The organism is Thioalkalivibrio paradoxus ARh 1 (genome assembly GCF_000227685.2).
In the GTDB taxonomy this organism is placed as follows: Bacteria; Pseudomonadota; Gammaproteobacteria; order Ectothiorhodospirales; family Ectothiorhodospiraceae; genus Thioalkalivibrio; species Thioalkalivibrio paradoxus.
Genome location: NZ_CP007029.1, coordinates 500,156 through 519,946 on the forward strand (window position 1 = coordinate 500,156; position 19,791 = coordinate 519,946).

The window sequence follows — 19,791 nt, forward strand, 5'->3', positions numbered from 1 at the left end:
GGTGTTTATGAAGATCACCCTCCCTGATTTCGACGACATCCGAATCCTGGTAGCCGGGGATCTGATGCTGGATCGGTACTGGCACGGGGCCACCGCCCGGATCTCGCCCGAGGCGCCGGTGCCGGTGGTGCATGTGCGCGATATCGAGCAGCGCCCCGGCGGCGCCGGCAACGTCGCGCTGAACCTGGCCGCGTTGGGTGCATCGCCGGCGCTGATCGGGGTGATCGGCGACGACGAATCCGGCGCCGAACTCGAACACCGGCTCGCGAACGCCGGGATCCGCTGCCATCTGCACCGTCAGGCGGATGCCGCCACGGTGACCAAGCTGCGCGTGATCAGCCGCCACCAGCAGCTGATTCGGCTCGATTTCGAGGACGGTTTTCAGGGACTGCAGGCCCGTGACTTGCTGCCGCTGTACCGCCCTCTGCTTGCGGAAGCAGCCGTGGTGGTGCTGTCCGACTACGGGAAGGGCGCGTTGCGGGCGCCACATGTGCTGATCGAGGCAGCACGGCAGGCGGGCCTGCCGGTGCTGGTCGATCCCAAGGGGCGCGACTTCACGATCTACCGCGGCGCCACGCTGATCACGCCCAACCTTGCGGAGTTCGAGGCGGTGGTGGGGCGCTGTGCCGACACCGCGGAGATCGTTCGGCGCGCCGAGGCGCTGATCGCGGATTGCGGGATCGACGCGCTGCTGATCACCCGAGGCGAGGATGGCATGAGCCTGGTGCATCCGGGCGATCCGCCGGTACACCTGCCGGCGCGCGCGCGCGAGGTGTACGACGTGACCGGCGCCGGGGACACGGTGATCGCGACGTTGGCCGCCGGCCTGGCCGCGGGCCTGGAATTCGCGCAGGCGACCGCGCTGGCCAATCTGGCTGCCGGGATCGTGGTCGGCAAGCTCGGCACCGCGACCGCGACCGTCGCGGAACTGCGCCGGGTGCTGCGCGAGCAGGACGATGCCAGCCACGGCGCGGTCAACGAGGGAGAACTGCTCGCCGCGGTGGCCGATGCGCGCGCGCACGGCGAGCGCATCGTGATGACCAACGGCTGCTTCGACTTGCTGCACGCCGGCCACGTGGGCTATCTGGAGCAGGCGCGGGCGCGCGGCGACCGGCTGGTCGTGGCGGTGAACGACGACGATTCGGTCCGGCGCCTGAAGGGGGAGGGCCGCCCGGTGAACGCGCTGGCCCAGCGCATGGCGGTGCTCGCGGGGCTGGCCTCGGTGGACTGGGTCGTTCCGTTCTCCGAGGATACACCGGCCCGGCTGATCGGCCGGGTGTTGCCGGACGTGCTGGTGAAGGGAGGCGACTACCGTCCGGAGCAGATCGCCGGCCACGACGCGGTGGTCGCCAATGGCGGCTCGGTCGAGATCCTGGACTTCCTCGACGGCTGTTCCACCACCGCGATGATCGAGCGCATGCTCGCCGGCAGCCGCAGGCCGCTGTCGGCGGGTTGAACCGAATCCAGACTGAATCCAGACCGGGGCCGCGTGCGCCCGGCACGAACCGAGGAGTCGCAATCTGATGATCATCGTCACCGGCGGGGCAGGTTTCATCGGCAGCAACCTGGTCCATGAACTGAACCTGCGAGGCCAGACCGACATCGTCGTCGTGGATGACCTGACCCGCGGCGAAAAGGCGCTGAACCTGGCCGACTGCACGATCGCGGACTACCTCGACAAGGAAGACTTCGCCGACCGCGTTGCGCAGCACTCGGTGCTGGATCGCGCCGAGGCGGTGTTCCATCTCGGTGCCTGCTCGGCGACCACCGAATGGGATGGCCGCTACATGATGCGCAACAATTTCGAGTACACGCGCGTGCTGTTCCATGCCTGCCAGGATCTGCGCATTCCGTTCATCTATGCGTCGTCGGCGTCGGTCTACGGCGGTGGGCGGGTGTTCGCCGAGGATCCCGCGAACGAACGGCCGCTGAACGTCTACGGCTATTCCAAGCTGCTGTTCGACCAGTACCTGCGCCGGCACATGCACGAGCTTGCCGCCCCGGTCGTGGGCTTGCGCTATTTCAACGTGTATGGCCCCCGCGAGCAGCACAAGGGGTCGATGGCCAGCGTCGCGCACCACTTCCAGAACCAACTGGCAGGCACCGGACGCGTACGTCTGTTCGAGGGCTGCGACGGCTATGCCGACGGCGAGCAGCAGCGGGATTTCGTCGACGTGCAGGACTGCGTGAACGTGAAGCTCTGGCTGCTCGAGCACCCCGAGGTCAGCGGGATCTTCAACCTCGGAACCGGCCGCGCCCGCAGCTTCAACGATATGGCGCGCGCGGTCATCGGCGCCTGGGGTTCCGGCGAGATCGAATACATCCCGTTTCCCGATCACCTGAAGGGGCGTTACCAGAGCTACACTCAGGCCGATCTGAGCGCGCTGCGCGCGGCCGGCTGTGATCTCGAGTTCCGGGATGTCGAGGCGGGCGCGGCGCGCTATGTGGCCGACACCCGCGCGCGGCAGGGAGCGGCGGTGCCGGCGCAGTAGACGGCGCGGCACCCGATTGCGATGGAATGGCGGATGCAGCAGTCCGGAGCCGGCTACCTGATTCACGACGCCGCGCTGGATCGCCCCCCGGAACCCTGGATGTTCGACCCCGCGGCCCTGGTGGAGCAGGGGTGGGTCTCGGCCCGCGGGGCAATGGGTCGCGGGCAGGTGCTGTTCTTCGATCCGCCGATCCCGGGGAATGACGGGCAGTGGGTGCTGCGCCATTACCTGCGCGGCGGCTCGGTGGCGCGCGTGCTCGGTGACCGGTATCTCTGGACCGGGCTGCGCCGGAGCCGGCCGTGGCGCGAGTTCCTGCTGACCGCGGAAATGCGCGACCGGGGGCTGCCGGTTCCGCGGCCGGTAGCGGCCCGCCTCCTGCGCGCGGGGGCGTATTACCGCGCAGACCTGATTACCCATCGGATTCCGGACGCCGGCCCGCTGGATTCCCGGTTGCGCGCGGCGCCTGTCAGCGCATCGATCTGGCATCGGGTCGGCGCCTGTATCCGCCAGTTCCACGATGCCGGCTACTGTCACGCGGACCTGAACAGCCGCAATATCCTGCTCGACGTCTGCGGCCGGGTCTGGCTGCTCGACTGGGATCGAGGGCGCCAGCGGGTGCCCGGTGCCTGGCGCGAGGGCAACCTGGCGCGGCTGCGCAGGGATCTGGAGAAACGCCTGCGCCTGCTCGACCGCTGGCACTACTGTGAACGGGATTTCGCGGTACTGCTCGCGGGCTACCGGGATCCGGGCGGCACACCGCCGGCCGATGCGCCGGGTGGGTGACGCGGCCGGCGCCGGCGCGCCCTCCAGTCTGTGTATCGTCCGGTTATCCGCGATCGGCGACACCACGCACGTGCTGCCGATCCTGCGCACCGTGCAGTGGCACTGGCCGCATACCGCGATCACCTGGGTGGTGGGCCGCACCGAGGCCGGACTGGTCGGCGACATCCCCGGCGTTACCTTCCGGGTGCTGGATAAGCGCGAGGGCATTCGCCGCTGCCGGGCACAACTGCGCACCGAGGAGGCCGGGCGCGTGCACGACGCGATTCTGCAGATGCAGGCGTCGCTGCGCGCCAGCCTGATCGCGACCGGCCTGCGCGGGCGTAGGCGCATCGGTTTCGACCGCGCCCGCGCAGTGAACGGTCAGTGGTTGTTCACTTCGGAGCGCATCGCCGCGCGACCATGCGAGCACGTGCTGGACGGATTCTTCGGTTTTCTGGAACGGGCCGGGCTGGCCGCGCGGGAGCTCGCCTGGGAGATTCCGTTGCCGAGCGACGCGCGGGCCTTCGCAGCGCGCGTCCTTCCCGAAGACCGTCCGTTGCTGGCGATCAGCGCCTGTTCCAGCCAGCGGCTGCGCAACTACCGGGACTGGCCCGCGCAACGCTATATCGCGGTGGCCGACCATGCCGCCGCGCGCGGTTTCCGCGTGGTGCTGACCGGCGGACCGTCGGCGCGCGAGCGCGCGTATGCGGACGCGATCGTGGCCGGAGCCCGCGAGCGCCCCGTGGACCTGGTCGGGCAGACCAGTCTGAAACAGCTGGCGGCAGTGCTGGCGCGCTGCGCAGGCCTGGTCGGGCCCGACTCCGGGCCAGTACATGTCGCCAGCGCGCTCGATGTGCCGGTCATCGGCCTGTATGCCACGTCGAACCCGGCGCGCACCGGACCCTACCGCCACCGAGAGTTCGTGGTCGATCGCTATCCCGACGCGGTGCGCCGGTTCCTCGGCCGCGAGCCCGACACGCTGCGTTGGGGCACGCGTGTCCGGCATCCGGAGGCGATGGAGTTGATCACGGTCGCCGACGTCTGCGAGCGGATCGACCGACTCGCGGTCTGATCCGCTCAGCCCCTGGCAGCCCCTGGCAGCCCCTGGCAGCCCCTGGCAGCCCCTGGCAGCCCCTGGCAGCCCCTGGCAGCCCCTGGCAGCCCCTGGCAGCCCCTGGCAGCCCAAGTCAGACCGGCTGCTAGGTTTTGTCGAGCAGCGCGATCACGCGTTCGGGTGCCAGCTGGCGCAGGCAGTTCAGATGCTCGAGCGGGCATTCGCGCCGGAAACAGGGGCTGCAGTCGAGGCCGAGGGTGAGAATCCTTGCCTTGGCATTCAGCGGTGGCGTGTAGTTCGGGTCCGACGATCCGTATAGCGCGATCAGCGGCACGTCCACGGCGGCCGCGACATGCATCAGCCCGGAATCGTTGCTGACGACGGCGCGGGCCAGCGACAGCAGGTCGACTGCCTGGGCCAGCGCGGTGCGTCCGGCGAGGTCGAATGCCCCGGGAGCGGTTGCCGCGATCGCCGCGGTTGCCGTGCGGTCGCGGTCCGAGCCCAGCAGCCAGACCTGCCAGCCGCGCGCCAGACGGTCGCGGGCGACGCGGGCGAAGTGTTCCTCGGGCCAGCGCTTGGCCGGGCCATACTCGGCACCTGGGCACAGCGCGAGCACTGGCGCGGCCTCGGCGTTCAGGCCCAGCGCGGTGGCTGTCCCGGCGGCAGTCGCCGGGTGGATCCGCAGCCGCGGCTCGGGAAGCTGTGCCGGCAGGGCGGCATCGGGTGCCAGGCCGAGGTTCACGAAACGGTCGACGGTGCGGTAGAGACGCTTTCGGTCCAGCGGCCGGATGTCGTTCAGCAGCCCGTAGCGGAACTCTCCCCGGTAGCCCGTGCGGCGCGGGATACCCGCGGCGAACACCGGCAGCGCCGCCTTCGCCGAACGTGGCAGCACGATCGCCTGGGCGTAGCCCTCGGCCCGAAGGCGGCGGCCGAGTTGCCACCGCCTGCGCAGCGCGAGTTCGCCGTGCGCCACGGGCAACGCGATGCCGCGACGCACCTCCGGCATGCGCTCGAGGATCGGCAGGCTCCACGGCGGCGCGATGACGTCGATCGGGGCGTTCGGCCGGCTGCGGTTCAACGTGATGAACAGGCTTTGGGCCATGATCATGTCGCCCACCCAGGCAGGGCCTACCACCAGCAGCGGATGATGCGCTGCGCCTGCGCTCATGCGGGATGCCTGCACAGGATGGAAGTGCTGTGTCTGGTTCGTTCCATGCGACAAGGTCAGGCTGGTTGCCACTCCATCCGGTTTCCGTAATGCAGGGTCGTGCCGCATTGGGAACAGGAATACCGGTAGCCTCGCCGGGTCACCAGATAATGCCGGCGCGGGCCGAGCCGGTGCATGCGGCATCCGCATTGATACAGATAAACCCGGCTGCGCCGGCCGCTGAGCGGGGTGCGATGTGTGACCTCCGGTGCAAAGCCCAATTGTGCCATGATGGACCGCCACTCCGGCCCGTGGGGACGCGGTCGCGCGGGGGCAAGGCGGCGGTAGACCAGCGAGTGGGCGACTTCGTGTGCGATGGTGGCGGGAAAGTGCGAATCCCAGTCGCGCAGGAAGGCCTCCGGGTTGAAACGCAAGGTTTCAATCCCGTCGCGCAAGCGCCATTGTCCGGCAGACCGGCCACGCAGGTCGAACCGGATCGCCGGTATCGGCAGCGCCGCCATGCGGTAGTAAAACTGACCGGCCGCTTCGCGGATCGCGGCTTCTTGTGTTGCAGTCAGGCGGTGGTGCACGGAAACGTTCGGCCTCCCTACGGGATTATTGTTTATTCGTGAGATTTCCATTAATTTGAATGGAACAAAAGCTGTTGCCCAAGAGTCTCGACCATAGCAATTGAACGAAAGAGGAAATTTGATGGACGCTGAAACGAAGAAAATCTCTGACCTTACCGCTGAGGAATTGTATGCGCTGGCGCGGGAGCGCGAGCAGCAGGAGGCCGAACGGCGCGAGGCCAGCCGGAAGAAGAAACTCGAAGCGCTGCGGAAGAAACGCAAGGAGATTGTAGCGCGGCAGCGGGCGGAACTCGCGGAGCTCGATCGCGAAATCCGGGATCTTGGCGGGCGGGCCCAGAAGGCGCGCGCCGCAGGTGGGCGCCGCGGTGGAACGGCGGCGAGCGGCACCATCAGCCAGAAACTGTGCGACATCGTCGCGACCAAGCCCGAGATGATGGTGAGCGAAATTCGCGAACAGGCCGAAGCGGCTGGCATCGACACCAAGAACATTAGCCAGACACTGGCGTACCTGAAGCGCCAGGGGCGCTTGGACTCGCCGCGCCGGGGCGTATACAGCGCCCCTTGACCGCACCGGGGGCATCCCCGTTCCGTGTAGGGAGCCGTAGGCTGGACGGGTGCGATGGAATGAGTCCGTCCAGCAATCTTTGCACCCGGTTGCGCGTCGGGCAGCGACACGGCTCATCAGTTCAGTTCGAGTCCCGATGAACTGCAGCGCAGCGCGCTGGCCCCGTCCAGCCAGCGCTGCAGCTCGGCCCCGGCGACGCGCGCACGCCAGCCCTGTGCGAGTGCAGCGCCGTCTTCCCTGCGTATCAGCGCCACCACGTCTTTCCGGCTCGCGATGGCCTGGGGGCTGATCCGCTGCCGGTGCGCGAGTTCGCGCAGCAGCGCCATGCAGACGTCGGCGACGACTTCCTCGGCCTCGCTCAGCGGTTGCCTTCGCGAGATCGCGGGCCAGGTTTCCTTCGGTGCCGCGCAGCCCTTTTGCACGGCCTCCAGGAGTTGCCGGGCCCGCTGCTCATCCACATTTTTCGGCAGGCCGCGCTGCGCGTGCAACGCCTGAAGATCCTGGGGGCGCGTGCGCGCGATCGTCAATAAGGCGTCGTCGCTCAATACCCAGCGGCGCGGGCGGTCAAGATTCCGCGCTTCGTTTTCGCGCCAGGCCGCAAGCTCGCGCAGCACTGCCAGGTCACGCGGCTTGAGTCGCTTGTGCCCGCTGACCCGGCGCCAGGCCTGGGCCGGGTCGGGCCGGTATTGTTCGGGGCGGGTCAATGCCTCCATTTCCGGCTGCAGCCAGTCCAGTCGGCCCAGGGCTTCGAGTTCCTTTTGCAATTGCAAGAACAATTCTGTGAGGAAACGCACATCATCGCGCGCATACTCGAGTTGCGCGGGCTGCAAGGGCCGCCGCGCCCAGTCCGTGCGTGACTGGGTCTTGTCGAGTTCGCGGTGCAGTACCGCCTCTACCAGATTGGCATAGCCGACCTGTTCCCCGTGCCCCAGAAGGCTCGCGGCCACCTGGGTATCGAAGACCGGGGACGGCACCTTGCCGGTGACGAGGTAAAGGACTTCGAGGTCCTGGCTTGCTGCATGAAAGACCTTGAGTACCGATGAGTCTTGCAGCAGTTCATCCAGCGCGCCGATACCGCCGAGTGCGAGCGGATCGACGCAGGCGATATGGTCCGGAGTCGCGAGCTGGATCAGGCACAGTTTCGGAAAGTACGTCTTTTCGCGAATGAACTCGGTGTCCATCGCCACCCAGTGACTCCCGGCGATCGCATCGAGCAGCGCGCGCAAGGCAGTGTCCGTGGTAATCAGCCCATGATCATGCATTGGAGGATCCGCAGATGTCGGGGCGGGCTGCGACGAGGGCCGCCCGCGGTTTGTTGTTGGTATCCGGCCGGTATCGCCGTCGGTGCGCCTGATTGTCTCAGCTTGGCATTCTGCACATGCCTGCGTGGGGCCCGGTGCCGAAACAATGCTGGCGCTGGCAGCCATGGCTTGGGTTAACGTGAAAGTCACGGCCTGTCTCGTGTCCTTGGCGACCCGTAGGGCGGAAAAGCGCAGCGTCATCCGCCGTGCGGCGTTCGCAGTGCCCAGGCGCCCGCGGCAATCCGGGCGCCAGCTGGCGGATGACGGCCTTCGGCCTTTTCCGCCCTACGCCTGTTTCATCATCGAGGGTGGCCACATAGGTCATGGAAGTTAACGTGAAAGTCACGGCCTGTCTCGTGTCCCGGGCGACCCGTAGGGCGGAAGAGCGCAGCGTCATCCGCCGTACGGCGTTCGCAGTGCCCAGGCGCCCGAGGCAATCCGGGCGCCAGCTGGCGGATGACGGCCTTCGGCCTTTTCCGCCCTACGCCTCTTTCATCATCGGGGGTGCCCCCCGAGGGCATGAGAGTTAGCGTGAGACTTTGCATCAATCTGCACCCCGGATGAAAGGTGGCAGGGGGTGCTGATGCGTCGTGCGCCACACCCTCGCGATGGCCGGGATGCATTCTCGGATCGTCTCAGGTCAGGTGCAGCAGCCAGCGGCGGCGGGCATCGCGCAGCACGCGATAGACCAGCGGCCAGACCAGTGCGCTGCTGAGCACCGGAGCCCAGTACATCATGCTGTCCGGCGGCAGGCCCGTCGCGCCGCGAACCCACAGGTTGAGCAGGCTGACCAGCGTGACCAGAAACGCCACCGCGACGGACTGCTGCCAGACCGGAAAGACCCGCATGCGCGGATAGATCTGCAGCACGATGAACATGGCCACCGCGAGCGAAAGCGCGTTCTGCCCCAGCAGCTGGTTTTGGAGTACATCCAGGAAGAGTCCGGCGACGAACGCCGTGACGATTCCGACCCGGCGGGGAAACGCCATGCCCCAGTAGATCAGCACGAGCAAGACCCACTCGGGCCGTGTGGTGGCGATGGCATCGGGGAGCGGCACGATGGTGAGCGCCAGCGCGACCAGCAGCGAGATCGCGACCGGTACCGGGATCCCCAGAGCGGGTGTCATTCCGCGGCGTCCGCCGATTCGTCTTCGTCCGGGGCCTTGTCGGAGTCGGGCGGCTCCGTCCACAACAGCAGCACCTCGCGGGAGCGGTCCAGCGCCGCCAGGGGCTCGGCGGAAATCAGCAGGAACGACTCGCCCGGCCGATGCTCGACGGACACGATGCGGGCGACCGGGTAGTCGGCCGGAAAGCGGCCCCCGAGTCCGGAGGTCAGCAGCAGGTCCCCTTCCTCGATGTCCTCCTGTGGCGGCACGTGACGCAGGCTCAGCCGCCGCGGGTTTCCGGTGCCGACCGCCAGTGCGCGCAGGCCGGTACGGGCAACGATGACCGGCAATGCATGGCCGGGGTCGGAGATCAGTAGCGCGGTGGAACTGGTCCAGTGCGCCGTGAGAATCTGGCCGACGACCCCGTCGGCGTTGATCAGCGGCTGCCCGGGATAGGCGCCGTCCAGACGCCCCTTGTTGATCACGATCTGCTGGCGGAACGGATCCAGATCGACGGCCAGCAGTTTCGCGATCCGCACCCGCTCGGTTGCCTGAGTCGAGGTGTGCAGCAGTGCTCGCAGTCGGTCGTTTTCCATCTGCAGGGCGTCGAACCGCAGTTGCCGCGCGCGCAGTTCCATCAGCTCGGATCGGAGCAGCCGGTTCTCCAGCACGAGTTGCTCGTGCTGCGAGAACGAGTCGAGCATGCGGCTACCTACCCGGATCGGCGCATCCACCGCCAGCTGCACCGGGTAGGCCACGGTCGCGAACACGTTGCGCAGCGTTTGCAGCTGGTTGAATCGGTGGTCGAGCAGCATCAGCGCCAGCGCGACCAGTACCACCGCCAGCAGGCGCAGGGTCGGCGAGACCCCCAGGCTGAACAGCGGTTTGTCGATGACACGTCCTCCAGCGGGCGGGACGACTACTCGCTGGCCAGGAAGTCGACCCGTTTTTCGTCCAGCATTTCGAGCACTCGGCCGCCCCCGCGCGCCACGCAGGTCAGCGGATCCTCGGCGATCACCACCGGGATGCCCGTCTCCTCCATGATCAGCCGGTCGATGTGCTGGAGCAAGGCGCCGCCGCCGGTGAGTACGATCCCGCGTTCGGCGACGTCCGCACCGAGCTCGGGCGGCGTCTGTTCGAGTGCGGTGCGCACCGCGGACACAATGCCGTGCAACGGATCCTGCAGCGCTTCGAGAATCTCGTTACTGTTGAGCGTGAACGAGCGGGGCACGCCCTCGGCGAGGTTGCGGCCCTTGACCTCGATCTCGAGCAGATCCTTGCCCGGGTATGCGGATCCGATCGCGTGCTTGATGCGTTCCGCGGTCGCCTCGCCGATCAGCACGCCATAGTTGCGGCGCACGTAGGACATGATCGCCTCGTCGAAGGTGTCGCCGCCGATGCGCACCGATTCCGAGTAGACGATGCCGTTCATCGACAGCACCGCGACCTCGGAGGTGCCGCCGCCGATGTCCAGCACCATCGAGCCGACTGCTTCGTCCAGCGGGATTCCGGCACCGATCGCGGCCGCCACCGGCTCCTGCAGCAGATAGACCTTGCGTGCGCCGGCTCCGAACGCCGATTCCCGGATCGCCCGGCGTTCGACCTGGGTGGCGCCACAGGGCACGCAGACCAGCACGCGCGGGCTTGGCCGGAAGACCCGGCGTTCGTGCACCTTCTTGATGAAGTGCTGCAGCATTTTCTCCGTGGTGGTGAAGTCGGCGATCACGCCGTCCTTCATCGGCCGGATGGTGGTCACGTTCTCCGGGGTGCGTCCCAGCATCTTTTTGGCTTCGGTTCCCACGGCCTCGAGCGAACGCGGGCCTCCGGGTCCGCGGTCCTGGCGGATTGCGACCACCGAGGGTTCGTTCAGCACGATGCCCTGTCCGCGCATGTAGATCAGCGTGTTGGCAGTGCCCAGATCGATCGATATGTCGTTGGAGAACAACCCCAAAACGCGTTTGAACATGGCTGAACCTGGCGGGAAGCGGGCGATAAAGGACGCGAAAGACTAGCAAGCCGCCGTGGCTTTGGGCAAGGAAGGGTTTGTGGTAAGTTTGCCGTCCGTGATTCGACCCGAAAATATCCTGAGCCATGTCCCTGAACCGTGACCAAGTGCACCGCATTGCCGACCTGGCCAGGCTGGCGATGGACGACCGGGAGGCCGAGGAATTCGCGGCCGGGCTCAGCGACATCTTCGATTTTGTCGAGGCCCTGAACGCGGCCGAGATCGACGGCATCGAGCCGATGGCCCACCCGCTCGACGCGGAGCAGCGCCTGCGGCCCGATGCGGTCACCGAAACCGACCAGCGGGACGAGTTCCAGGCGATCGCCCCCGCGGTGGAGGGCGGGCTCTATCTCGTACCGCGCGTGATCGAATGACACCGGCAACCGCGCCCCTGTCAGGGACGGGCCGGGTGCCGCGCCCATCTTGCGGAATGCGGCGGCGCGATCTGCCAGCGCCCACCGGTTGCCCTGCGGCGCTCGCCGGGCGCAGCGCCGCGCCGCCGACACCTCCAGGTACCACCGACGGACCCTGACGCGATGACACTCGATACCCTTGCCGGCTGGGCCCGCCGCCTGCGCGCGCGGGACATCAGCAGCCGTGAATTGACCGAACTCTATCTCGAGCGTGTCGACCGGCTGGACGCGCAAATCAACAGTTTCGTGACCGTCACCCCGGAGGCGGCGCTGGCAGCCGCCGACGCAGCCGATCGGCGGCTGGCCAAGGGCGAGCAGGCGGTGCTGCTCGGCGTCCCGGTGGCCCAGAAGGATATCTTCTGCACCCGCGGCGTGCGCACCAGCTGCGGTTCGAAAATGCTCGATCCGTTCGTCGCCCCCTACGACGCCACCGTGGTTGAGCGCATGAATGCCGCCGGTGCGGTCACGCTGGGCAAGACGAACATGGATGAGTTCGCGATGGGATCGTCGAACGAAACCAGCTTCTACGGGCCAGTGCGCAACCCCTGGGACGCGGACCGCGTCCCGGGCGGGTCGTCGGGCGGTTCCGCGGCAGCGGTCGCGGCGCGGCTGGTGCCGGCCGCGACCGGCACCGACACCGGCGGCTCGATCCGCCAGCCGGCGGCATTTTGCGGCATCACCGGAGTGAAGCCGACCTACGGCCGGGTGTCGCGCTACGGAATGATCGCGTTCGCGTCCAGCCTCGACCAGGGCGGGCCGATGGCTGCGACCGCGGAGGATTGCGCGCTGATGCTGAATGCAATGGCGGGCTTTGATCCGCGTGATTCGACCAGCGTCGAACGCCCGGACGAGGACTTCACCGCCGGCTTGAAAGCGAACCTGAAGGGGCTGCGCATCGGGCTGCCAAAGGAGTTCTTCGGCGACGGCCTCGATTCCTCGGTGCGCGAGGTGACCGAAGCCGCACTGGCGGTGCTGAAGGACCGCGGCGCGGAACTCGTCGAGATCAGCCTGCCGAACAGCGGCCTGTCGGTGCCCGCGTATTACGTGGTGGCTCCGGCCGAGTGTTCGTCGAACCTGGCACGCTACGACGGTGTGCGGTACGGCTACCGCTGTGCCGAACCGCGCGATCTGACCGACCTCTACACGCGCACCCGTGCCGAGGGTTTCGGTGCCGAGGTGAAGCGGCGCATCATGATCGGCACCTACGTGCTGTCGGCCGGGTACTACGACGCCTATTACCTGAAGGCCCAGAAGGTGCGCAGACTGATTGCCGACGATTTCCGGCGCGCGTTCGAGCAGGTCGACGTGATCGCCGGGCCGACGACCCCGGAGCTGCCGTTCCGCCTTGGCGAGAAGAGCGCGGATCCGGTGAAGATGTACCTCTCCGATATCTACACCATCGCGGTGAACCTGGCCGGTTTGCCGGGCCTGTCGATGCCGGCGGGCACGGTCGGCTGCTTGCCGGTGGGTCTGCAGCTGATCGGCAACTACTTCGACGAATCGCGTCTGCTGGGGGTCGCGCACCAGTTCCAGCAGGATACCGACTGGCATGCGCGTATGCCCGCGTCGTTCGTCTAGGACAGGACCCTGGGAGCGCAGCAGATGGAATGGGAAACCGTGATCGGGCTGGAGATCCACGCCCAGCTCAACACCGTCTCGAAGATCTTCTCCGGCGCCGCGACCGCCTACGGGGCGGAGCCGAACCGGCAGGCCTGCGCGGTCGACCTGGGGCTGCCCGGCGTGCTGCCGGTGCTGAATGCCGGGGTGGTCGAGAAGGCGGTGATGCTGGGGCTCGCGATCGATGCGCGCATCGCGCCGCGGTCGGTGTTTGCGCGCAAGAACTACTTCTACCCGGACCTGCCGAAGGGCTACCAGATCTCGCAATACGAGCTGCCGATCGTCGCCGAGGGGCATCTGGACATCGATCTGGAGGACGGTGGCCGCAAACGCATCGGGGTGACCCGCGCGCATCTCGAGGAGGACGCCGGCAAGAGCCTGCACGAGGGCTTCACCGCGATGACCGGCATCGATCTGAACCGCGCCGGAACGCCGCTGCTCGAGATCGTCTCCGAGCCGGACCTGCGCTCGGCGAAGGAAGCGGTCGCGTATATGAAAAAGCTGCACGCATTGGTGCGCTATCTCGGCATCAGCGACGGCAACATGCAGGAGGGCAGTTTCCGCTGCGACGCCAACGTGTCGGTGCGCCCGAAGGGGCAGCAGGCGTTCGGCACCCGCACCGAGATCAAGAACCTGAACTCGTTCCGTTTCGTCGAGCGCGCGATCAATTTCGAGGTGGAACGCCAGATCGACCTGCTCGAGGCCAGCGGAACGGTGGTGCAGGAGACGCGCCTGTACGACCCGGATCGCGACGAGACGCGTTCGATGCGCTCGAAGGAAGAGGCCAACGACTATCGGTACTTCCCGGATCCCGACCTGCTGCCAGTGGTGGTCCACTCGGAGTTCGTCGACGCGATGCGCGCGCGCCTGCCTGAGCTTCCCGACGCGAAGCGCGACCGCTTCATCGGCGAATACGGCCTGTCGGCCTACGACGCGGGGTCGTTGACCGCGAGCCGGGAGCTGGCCGATTACTTCGAGGCAGTGGCGGCCGGTTGCGGCTCACCGAAGCTTGCGGCGAACTGGGTGATGGGCGAGTTTACCGCTGCGCTGAATCGCTCCGAGGTGGCGGTCGAGAACAGCCCGGTTCCTGCGGAGGCGCTCGCGCAGTTGCTGACCCGGATCCAGGACGACACGATCTCCGGCAAGATCGCGAAAGAGGTGTTCGAGGCGATGTGGTCCGGCGAGGGCGATGCCGACGCGATCATCGAGGCGCGCGGGCTGAAGCAGATCACCGATACCGGTGCGATCGACGCGATCATCGACGAGGTGATCGCCGCGAACCCGGCCCAGGTCGAGCAGTTCCGTTCGGGCAAGGACAAGGTCTTCGGGTTCTTCGTCGGCCAGGTGATGAAGAAGACGCGCGGGAAGGCCAACCCGGCCCAGGTCAACGAGCGCCTGCGCACGCGGTTGCAGGGTGATTGAGCGCCCGTGAACGTGTTCCTGCGCCCGCTCCCGGTGCCTGGAAACGCCTGTCGCGGCGTCGCGGTCGGCCCGCGTCGCCGGAACGGGCTCGGCCCTGCGCGCGGGTCGTTGTATCCCGCGCCTTGTCGGGCATGTTCGAGGTTTTCGTCGTCGTCGCCGCAGCGCGCACTCCGGCACGCGCGCTACGCAGGGATGCGGGACAACCGAATCCGGGACGGCCGGTGAGCGACGAGCGGGATACCCTGCACCGTTTCCTGCTGGAGCGCACGGCGGTGCGTGGCGAGTGGGTGCACCTCGACGATGCCTGGAAGGCGCTTCTGGAGCGCCACGACTACCCGCCGGTGGTGCGCGCCCGCCTCGGGGAGGCGTATGCGGCGGTTGCGTTGATCGCGGCGACGTTGAAGTTCGACGGCGCACTGATTCTGCAGATCACCGGTTCCGGGCCGTTGCACCTGCTGGTAGTGCAGGCCACTGGCAGCCGCGCACTGCGCGGGCTCGCGCGCTACCGCGGCGAAGTTCCCGACGGCGATCTTGCGGAGATCTTCGGGGACGATGCCCGGCTGGTAATCACGCTGGATCCGGGTGCCGGACGCGACCGCTACCAGGGCGTGGTGGAACTGGGCGGTGGCTCGCTGTCTGCCGCACTCGACCGGTATTTCGAACGTTCCGAGCAACTGCCCACCCGGGTCTGGCTGGCGGCGGGGACCGAGCGTGCCGCCGGCCTGTTGTTGCAGGGCATGCCGGCGGCCGATGGTACTCCCACCCGGCCCGACTCCGAGGACTGGATCCGGGCGACGCTGTTGGCCGATACCGTTGCCGCCGAGGAGTTGCTGCAACTTCCGGCACAGGCGCTGCTGCTGCGCCTGTTCCACGAGGAACGGGTGCGGCTGCTGGAGGGGCACGTGATGCGTTTCGCCTGCGGTTGTTCGCGGCAGAAGGTCGAGGAGATGCTGCGCGGCCTCGGCGCGGACGAGGTCCGCGCGACTCTTGCGGAGGAGGGCCGGGTCGAGGTGACCTGTGAGTTCTGCAATGCCCGGTACCGCCTCGACGCGATCGACGCCGAGGCGCTGTTCGCCAGCGCCGATCCGCAGCCCGACGTCGGTTCGACCCGCCACTGATCCCGCGTTGCATCGCTGCACCGCTGGGGCCGCAGCGCGGTACAGTGGGGCCCGGGCGCAGCCCCGTTGCCGGAGGCCGTTAGCGTGAAAGTCACGGCCTGTCTCGTGTTCCGGGCCACCCGTAGGGCGGAAAAGCGCAGCGTCATCCGCCGTACGGCGTTCGCAGTGCCCAGGCGCCCGCGGTAATCCGGGCGCCAGCTGGCGGATGACGGCCTTCGGCCTTTTCCGCCCTACGCCTCTTTCATCATCGGGGGGCCGCTGGCCATGACAGTTAGCACGGCTTGCGAGCGGTCGGGGGCTCGGCCGGCCGCGCCCCTGGCGGCTTGAGTCGCAGGGATCGGCAGCTCGGGAGCCCTCACCGCAGCAGCATGTAGAGCCCAGCGAGCATCAGCACGCCGGCGAACGCGCGGCGCAGCATCAGCACGGGCAGCCGGTGGGCGAGCCAGACGCCACCGCGGACGCTGACCGCGGCTCCCAGCGCGATCCCGGCGACGGCCGGCAGGTACAGGTAGCCCAGGCTCCAGGATGGTGCGTCGAGTGCGGGATCGAGCAGCGCCGGCAGAAGGTAGACCAGGCTGCCCGCGATCGCGATCGGGATTCCCAGCGCGGCCGCCGAGCCGATCGCCTGACGGATCTCCCGACCCTGGCTGAGCAGGAAGGGCGTGGTGAGCGTGCCGCCGGCAATGCCGATCAGCGCGGAGACGGCGCCGATGCCGGTGCCGGCCGCGGACCAGACCGCGGGTCCGGACTCGGGCCGCGTCGGCGGGCGGACGGCTGCGAACAGCCACAGCGCGATCGCGATCTCGAACACGCCGAAGACGCGCGCGAGCGTGCGGCCGTCGATCTGGATCGCGAGCCAGGCACCGAGCATCGCGCCGGCGGCGATCGGCAGGAGCAGGCGGCGCACCGACGGTGCGTGTACGCCACCCTTCAGGTAGTGCCCGCGGGCCGAGGCCATCGCGGTCGGCACGATCGCCCCGAGCGAAGTCCCGATCGCGGCCTGCACCACGAACTGGCTGTCGAAGCCCATCCAGGTGAACAGCCAGACCAGCGCCGGCACCAGCACCAGGCCGCCGCCGATGCCGAACATTCCGGCGGGAATGCCGGTCACCAGTCCCAGCAGCAGGAAGACGGCCAGCAGAGCCAGGGGACCGCTATCGATCAGCAAGGCATCCATCGAGTGCTATCGGCCCGGGCGTGGGGCGTGTGCATGGGGCCCCGCCCAGAGCCCCGGCCCCGTTTCGGGTGGAGGGCTTTCTCCCCGCTCCCGCTTGCGGCAGAGCGGAGCGGGAAGCCCCTTTGGGCCCGTTTCACGTCAGAGGCGTTTCAGCACCTCGCGCGCCGCCGCGACGGTCTGGTCGATGTCGGCGTCGCTGTGGGCGCTGGACAGGAAGCCGGCCTCGAAGGCGCTGGGTGCGAGGTAGACACCGGCATCCAGCATCCCGTGGAAGAAGCGCTTGAACGCGGCCAGGTCGCACTGCGTCGCCTGTGCGTAGTCGGTCACGGTTTGGCTGGTGAAGAACAGGCCGAACATGCCGGGAACCTGGTTCGCGGTCATCGGCACTCCGGCTTCGCGCGCCGCGTCCACGATGCCCGCGACGAGCCGCTGCGTCTTCGCCTCCAACGCCTGGTGAAAGCCGGGTTGGCTCAGGATCTCGAGCGTCTGCAGGCCGGCGGTCATCGCGATCGGGTTGCCGGACAGCGTGCCGGCCTGGTAGACGGGACCGACCGGGGCCAGGTGCTCCATGATCTCGCGCCGGCCGCCGAAGGCCCCGACCGGCATCCCGCCACCGATGATCTTGCCCAGCGTGGTCATGTCCGGGGCGACACCGTACAGCGCCTGGGCGCAGCCGGCAGCGACCCGGAAGCCGGTCATCACCTCGTCGAAGATGAGCACGGCGCCGGACTGGTCGCAGACCTCGCGCAGGGTCTCGAGGAAACCGGGCTGCGGCGGGATGCAGTTCATGTTGCCCGCGATCGGTTCGACGATCACGCAGGCGGTTTCTTCGCCATGCTCGGCGAACCAGGCGCGCACGCCGTCGCTGTCGTTGTAGTTCAGCGTGGTCGTGAGCATCGCCAGCGACGCTGGCACGCCAGGAGACGACGGCTGGCCCAGCGTCAGCGCGCCGGAGCCGGCCTTCACCAGCAGCGCGTCGCCGTGGCCGTGGTAGTTGCCTTCGAACTTCACGATCCGCTCGCGTCCGGTGAAGCCGCGGGCCAGGCGGATCGCGCTCATCGTCGCCTCGGTGCCGGAACTGGTCATGCGCACCATCTCGATCGACGGCACCAGGTCGCAGACCTTCTCGGCCATCGCGACTTCGAGGCTGGTCGGACAGCCGAACGACAGGCCGTTCAGGCAGGCTTCCCGCACCGCGTCGATCACCTGCGGGTGCGCGTGTCCCGCGACCATCGGACCCCAAGAACCGATGTAGTCGATGTAGCGTTTGCCGTCGGCGTCGTACATGTAGGCGCCCTCGGCACGCTCCATGAAGACCGGGGTGCCGCCGACACCCTTGAAAGCGCGCACCGGCGAGTTCACCCCGCCGGGGATGTGGACTTGGGCGGCGGCGAAGAGACGTTCGGATTCCTGCATGGTGGTTGTCCTGTTTCTGGAATGGGTATTCAGCAATTGCGGGAGTGTAGTCCCCCCGCGCGGCAACACAAACCCGGCCAATGCCGCAGGGTAGCGAAACGCGGTGTGCCGGCCCGGGCAGGGAGAGCGTGATCGGCGCTCTACGGGAACAGCGCTTGCAGCGCGCGGGCGGCGGTCTCGGGATCGGGCGCTTCGGAGATGGCCTGAATCACCGCGACCATGTCCGCTCCGGCGGCGACCACTGGGGCCGCGTTGTCTGGGGTAATGCCGCCGATCGCGCAGATCGGGACCGCCAGTTCCGCGCGGGCCGCGCGCAGCAGGTCGGGATTCGCTCGACGCGCGGCGGGCTTGGTCGGCGACGGGTAGACCGAGCCGAACGCGACGTAGTCCGCCCCAGCCGCGATGGCCCGGCGCGCGCGGTCGAGGTCGTTGTAGCACGACGCGCCGATCACGCGGTTCGGCCCGAGTTGGTCCCGCGCCTCGGCAATGCCGGCGTCGTCCTCGCCCAGGTGGACGCCATCGGCTGCGGCGGCCAGGCAGAGTTCGACGTCATCGTTGATCAGCAGCAGCGCGCCGGCTTTCCGGCAGAGCGCGAGCAGTTCCCGTGTCTCGGGAAGGCGAGCCATCCCGGTTCCCGACTTGTCGCGGTACTGGACGACCCGGGCGCCGCCGCGCAGCGCGGCGGCGACCAGCGCGATGCGTCCGGCGGCCCGGTCGGGGGTCACGAAGTACAGGCCGCGCAAACCCGGCCTTGCGGCGGGAGCGGTCATCCGGCCTGCGGGCACAGGCGGTTCGGCACATGCTGGCCGCGGCCCGGCGCATAGCCCGTTGCAATGGCTTCGGTCATGAATCCCTGGGCCTCGATGACCGCAGGTTCGAGGTCGCGCCCCCGGGCGAGAAAGGCCGTGATCGCTGCGGCCAAGGTGCAGCCGGAGCCGTGGAAGCTCGGCGACCGCCGGGGAAGCTCGAAGCGGCGCATGTGGCCGTCCTCCCGGTAGAGCACGTTGACGATCGGCTGCAGGGGCTGGTGGTTGGCCTCGGCGTCGGTCAGCGCGTGGCCGCCGGTGATCAGCACGTTGCGTGCGCCCAGGGCGCGCAGCGTTTCGCCCCAGCGGCTGGCGTCGTCGTGCCCGCTGAGGCGCGCCGCTTCCGGGGTGTTCGGGGTCACCACCGTCGCGCGCGGCAGCAGGCGTTCGCGGGTCAGGTCCACGACCGCCCGGGTCGCGAGTTCGCTGCCGCCGCCGGCCACCATCACCGGGTCGAGCACCACCGGGATGTGCGGATGGGCGGCCAGGAGTGCGGCGACGGTCTCGACGTTCTCCGCCGAGCCGAGCATGCCGACCTTGATCGCGGCCACCGGCAGATCGGCCAGCGTGATCTCGATCTGGTCGGCGAGCCGCCGGGCCGGTAGCACGTCGAAATCGGCCACGTTGCGCGTGTCCTGCACCGTGATCGCGGTGATCGCGGTGGCACCGTGCACGCCGAGGCGGGTGAAGGTGGTCAGGTCGGCCTGGAGTCCGGCGCCTCCACCCGGGTCGGATCCGGCAATGGTCAGAGCGATGGTCGGGCGGTGCATCGGGCGGGTTCCTCCCTGCGGGGCTGCGGT

At 68.3% G+C, this 19,791-nt stretch carries 21 protein-coding genes and 1 pseudogene; 12 read left to right on the forward strand and 10 right to left on the reverse strand.

The features are described from left to right. The first annotated feature begins 7 nt into the window (after window positions 1-7). The 4 genes from hldE to THITH_RS02370 all read left to right on the forward strand — a co-directional run bounded on the left by hldE (window position 8) and on the right by THITH_RS02370 (window position 4,326). A complete protein-coding gene (gene hldE / locus THITH_RS02355) occupies window positions 8-1,456 on the forward strand; it encodes a bifunctional D-glycero-beta-D-manno-heptose-7-phosphate kinase/D-glycero-beta-D-manno-heptose 1-phosphate adenylyltransferase HldE (RefSeq protein WP_006746109.1) in 1,449 nt (482 codons plus the stop codon). A 67-nt stretch (window positions 1,457-1,523) separates the two neighbouring features. Continuing rightward, window positions 1,524-2,492: an ADP-glyceromanno-heptose 6-epimerase gene (gene rfaD / locus THITH_RS02360; protein WP_006746108.1), complete on the forward strand. Its 969-nt coding sequence runs from the start codon at window positions 1,524-1,526 to the stop codon at window positions 2,490-2,492. 21 nt (window positions 2,493-2,513) lie between these two features. Continuing rightward, a complete protein-coding gene (locus THITH_RS02365) occupies window positions 2,514-3,275 on the forward strand; it encodes a 3-deoxy-D-manno-octulosonic acid kinase (RefSeq protein ID WP_025367204.1) in 762 nt (253 codons plus the stop codon). Further along, complete coding sequence (locus THITH_RS02370) at window positions 3,259-4,326, forward strand: glycosyltransferase family 9 protein (RefSeq protein WP_006746106.1); 1,068 nt, start codon at window positions 3,259-3,261, stop codon at window positions 4,324-4,326. Before THITH_RS02365 ends, THITH_RS02370 begins: the two co-directional genes overlap by 17 nt. A 127-nt stretch (window positions 4,327-4,453) precedes the next feature. On the opposite strand, the gene waaF is transcribed toward THITH_RS02370, so the two are convergent. After that, complete coding sequence (gene waaF / locus THITH_RS02375; protein ID WP_006746105.1) at window positions 4,454-5,476, reverse strand: lipopolysaccharide heptosyltransferase II; 1,023 nt, start codon at window positions 5,474-5,476, stop codon at window positions 4,454-4,456. Between the two features lie 56 nt (window positions 5,477-5,532). Beyond that, window positions 5,533-6,045 (reverse strand): SprT family zinc-dependent metalloprotease, encoded by a 513-nt coding sequence (locus tag THITH_RS02380; RefSeq protein ID WP_006746104.1) that lies wholly within the window; start codon window positions 6,043-6,045, stop codon window positions 5,533-5,535. A gap of 121 nt (window positions 6,046-6,166) precedes the next feature. Here THITH_RS02380 and THITH_RS02385 point away from each other — a divergent pair, with 121 nt between their 5' ends. Continuing rightward, complete coding sequence (locus tag THITH_RS02385; RefSeq protein WP_006746103.1) at window positions 6,167-6,610, forward strand: hypothetical protein; 444 nt, start codon at window positions 6,167-6,169, stop codon at window positions 6,608-6,610. 116 nt (window positions 6,611-6,726) lie between these two features. On the opposite strand, the gene rnd is transcribed toward THITH_RS02385, so the two are convergent. After that, on the reverse strand, window positions 6,727-7,872 hold the full coding sequence (gene rnd, locus THITH_RS02390; protein WP_006746102.1) for a ribonuclease D: 1,146 nt from the start codon (window positions 7,870-7,872) through the stop codon (window positions 6,727-6,729). A 145-nt stretch (window positions 7,873-8,017) separates the two neighbouring features. Here rnd and THITH_RS19645 point away from each other — a divergent pair, with 145 nt between their 5' ends. Together THITH_RS19645 and THITH_RS18955 are read left to right on the forward strand one after the other, a co-directional pair. Continuing rightward, on the forward strand, window positions 8,018-8,245 hold the full coding sequence (locus tag THITH_RS19645; protein ID WP_006746101.1) for a hypothetical protein: 228 nt from the start codon (window positions 8,018-8,020) through the stop codon (window positions 8,243-8,245). Continuing rightward, window positions 8,235-8,441: a hypothetical protein gene (locus THITH_RS18955; RefSeq protein WP_006746100.1), complete on the forward strand. Its 207-nt coding sequence runs from the start codon at window positions 8,235-8,237 to the stop codon at window positions 8,439-8,441. Before THITH_RS19645 ends, THITH_RS18955 begins: the two co-directional genes overlap by 11 nt. A gap of 105 nt (window positions 8,442-8,546) precedes the next feature. Here THITH_RS18955 and mreD read toward each other — a convergent pair whose 3' ends face one another. From mreD to THITH_RS02405, 3 genes are read right to left on the reverse strand one after another with little or no spacing between them, the layout of a single operon-like run. Beyond that, window positions 8,547-9,038: a rod shape-determining protein MreD gene (mreD, locus tag THITH_RS02395; protein WP_006746099.1), complete on the reverse strand. Its 492-nt coding sequence runs from the start codon at window positions 9,036-9,038 to the stop codon at window positions 8,547-8,549. Next, on the reverse strand, window positions 9,035-9,910 hold the full coding sequence (gene mreC, locus THITH_RS02400; RefSeq protein ID WP_269667594.1) for a rod shape-determining protein MreC: 876 nt from the start codon (window positions 9,908-9,910) through the stop codon (window positions 9,035-9,037). Before mreC ends, mreD begins: the two co-directional genes overlap by 4 nt. 26 nt (window positions 9,911-9,936) lie before the next feature. Further along, the gene (locus tag THITH_RS02405; protein ID WP_006746097.1) at window positions 9,937-10,983 is read right to left on the reverse strand and encodes a rod shape-determining protein; all 1,047 of its coding nucleotides are present in this window, start codon (window positions 10,981-10,983) and stop codon (window positions 9,937-9,939) included. Between the two features lie 125 nt (window positions 10,984-11,108). Between THITH_RS02405 and gatC the strand changes: the two genes are divergently transcribed. The 5 genes and pseudogenes from gatC (at window position 11,109) to THITH_RS18960 (ending at window position 15,919) form a co-directional block, all read left to right on the forward strand. Continuing rightward, window positions 11,109-11,396 carry an Asp-tRNA(Asn)/Glu-tRNA(Gln) amidotransferase subunit GatC gene (gene gatC / locus THITH_RS02410; protein ID WP_006746096.1) on the forward strand — a complete coding sequence of 96 codons (288 nt, stop codon included), beginning with the start codon at window positions 11,109-11,111 and terminating at the stop codon, window positions 11,394-11,396. A 162-nt stretch (window positions 11,397-11,558) separates the two neighbouring features. Continuing rightward, on the forward strand, window positions 11,559-13,013 hold the full coding sequence (gatA, locus tag THITH_RS02415) for an Asp-tRNA(Asn)/Glu-tRNA(Gln) amidotransferase subunit GatA (RefSeq protein ID WP_006746095.1): 1,455 nt from the start codon (window positions 11,559-11,561) through the stop codon (window positions 13,011-13,013). A gap of 24 nt (window positions 13,014-13,037) precedes the next feature. Beyond that, window positions 13,038-14,474, forward strand: a complete 1,437-nt coding sequence (gene gatB, locus THITH_RS02420; protein WP_006746094.1) for an Asp-tRNA(Asn)/Glu-tRNA(Gln) amidotransferase subunit GatB — start codon at window positions 13,038-13,040, stop codon at window positions 14,472-14,474. A 131-nt stretch (window positions 14,475-14,605) separates the two neighbouring features. Next, entirely contained in the window at window positions 14,606-15,592 is a 987-nt protein-coding gene (gene hslO, locus THITH_RS02425) for an Hsp33 family molecular chaperone HslO (RefSeq protein ID WP_232222230.1), read from the forward strand. A gap of 84 nt (window positions 15,593-15,676) precedes the next feature. Next, window positions 15,677-15,919 (forward strand): annotated as a pseudogene (locus tag THITH_RS18960) (hypothetical protein). 28 nt (window positions 15,920-15,947) lie between these two features. On the opposite strand, the gene THITH_RS02430 reads toward THITH_RS18960, so the two are convergent. The 4 genes from THITH_RS02430 to thiD form a co-directional block, all read right to left on the reverse strand. Continuing rightward, complete coding sequence (locus THITH_RS02430; RefSeq protein ID WP_006746092.1) at window positions 15,948-16,769, reverse strand: sulfite exporter TauE/SafE family protein; 822 nt, start codon at window positions 16,767-16,769, stop codon at window positions 15,948-15,950. Window positions 16,770-16,907: 138 nt separating this feature from the next. Next, window positions 16,908-18,185, reverse strand: coding sequence for a glutamate-1-semialdehyde 2,1-aminomutase (gene hemL, locus THITH_RS02435; protein WP_006746091.1), 1,278 nt, complete (start codon window positions 18,183-18,185; stop codon window positions 16,908-16,910). Window positions 18,186-18,325: 140 nt separating this feature from the next. Further along, complete coding sequence (thiE, locus tag THITH_RS02440; RefSeq protein ID WP_006746090.1) at window positions 18,326-18,955, reverse strand: thiamine phosphate synthase; 630 nt, start codon at window positions 18,953-18,955, stop codon at window positions 18,326-18,328. After that, entirely contained in the window at window positions 18,952-19,761 is an 810-nt protein-coding gene (gene thiD / locus THITH_RS02445) for a bifunctional hydroxymethylpyrimidine kinase/phosphomethylpyrimidine kinase (protein WP_006746089.1), read from the reverse strand. The genes thiE and thiD overlap by 4 nt, the downstream gene beginning before the upstream one ends. Window positions 19,762-19,791 lie beyond the last annotated feature (30 nt).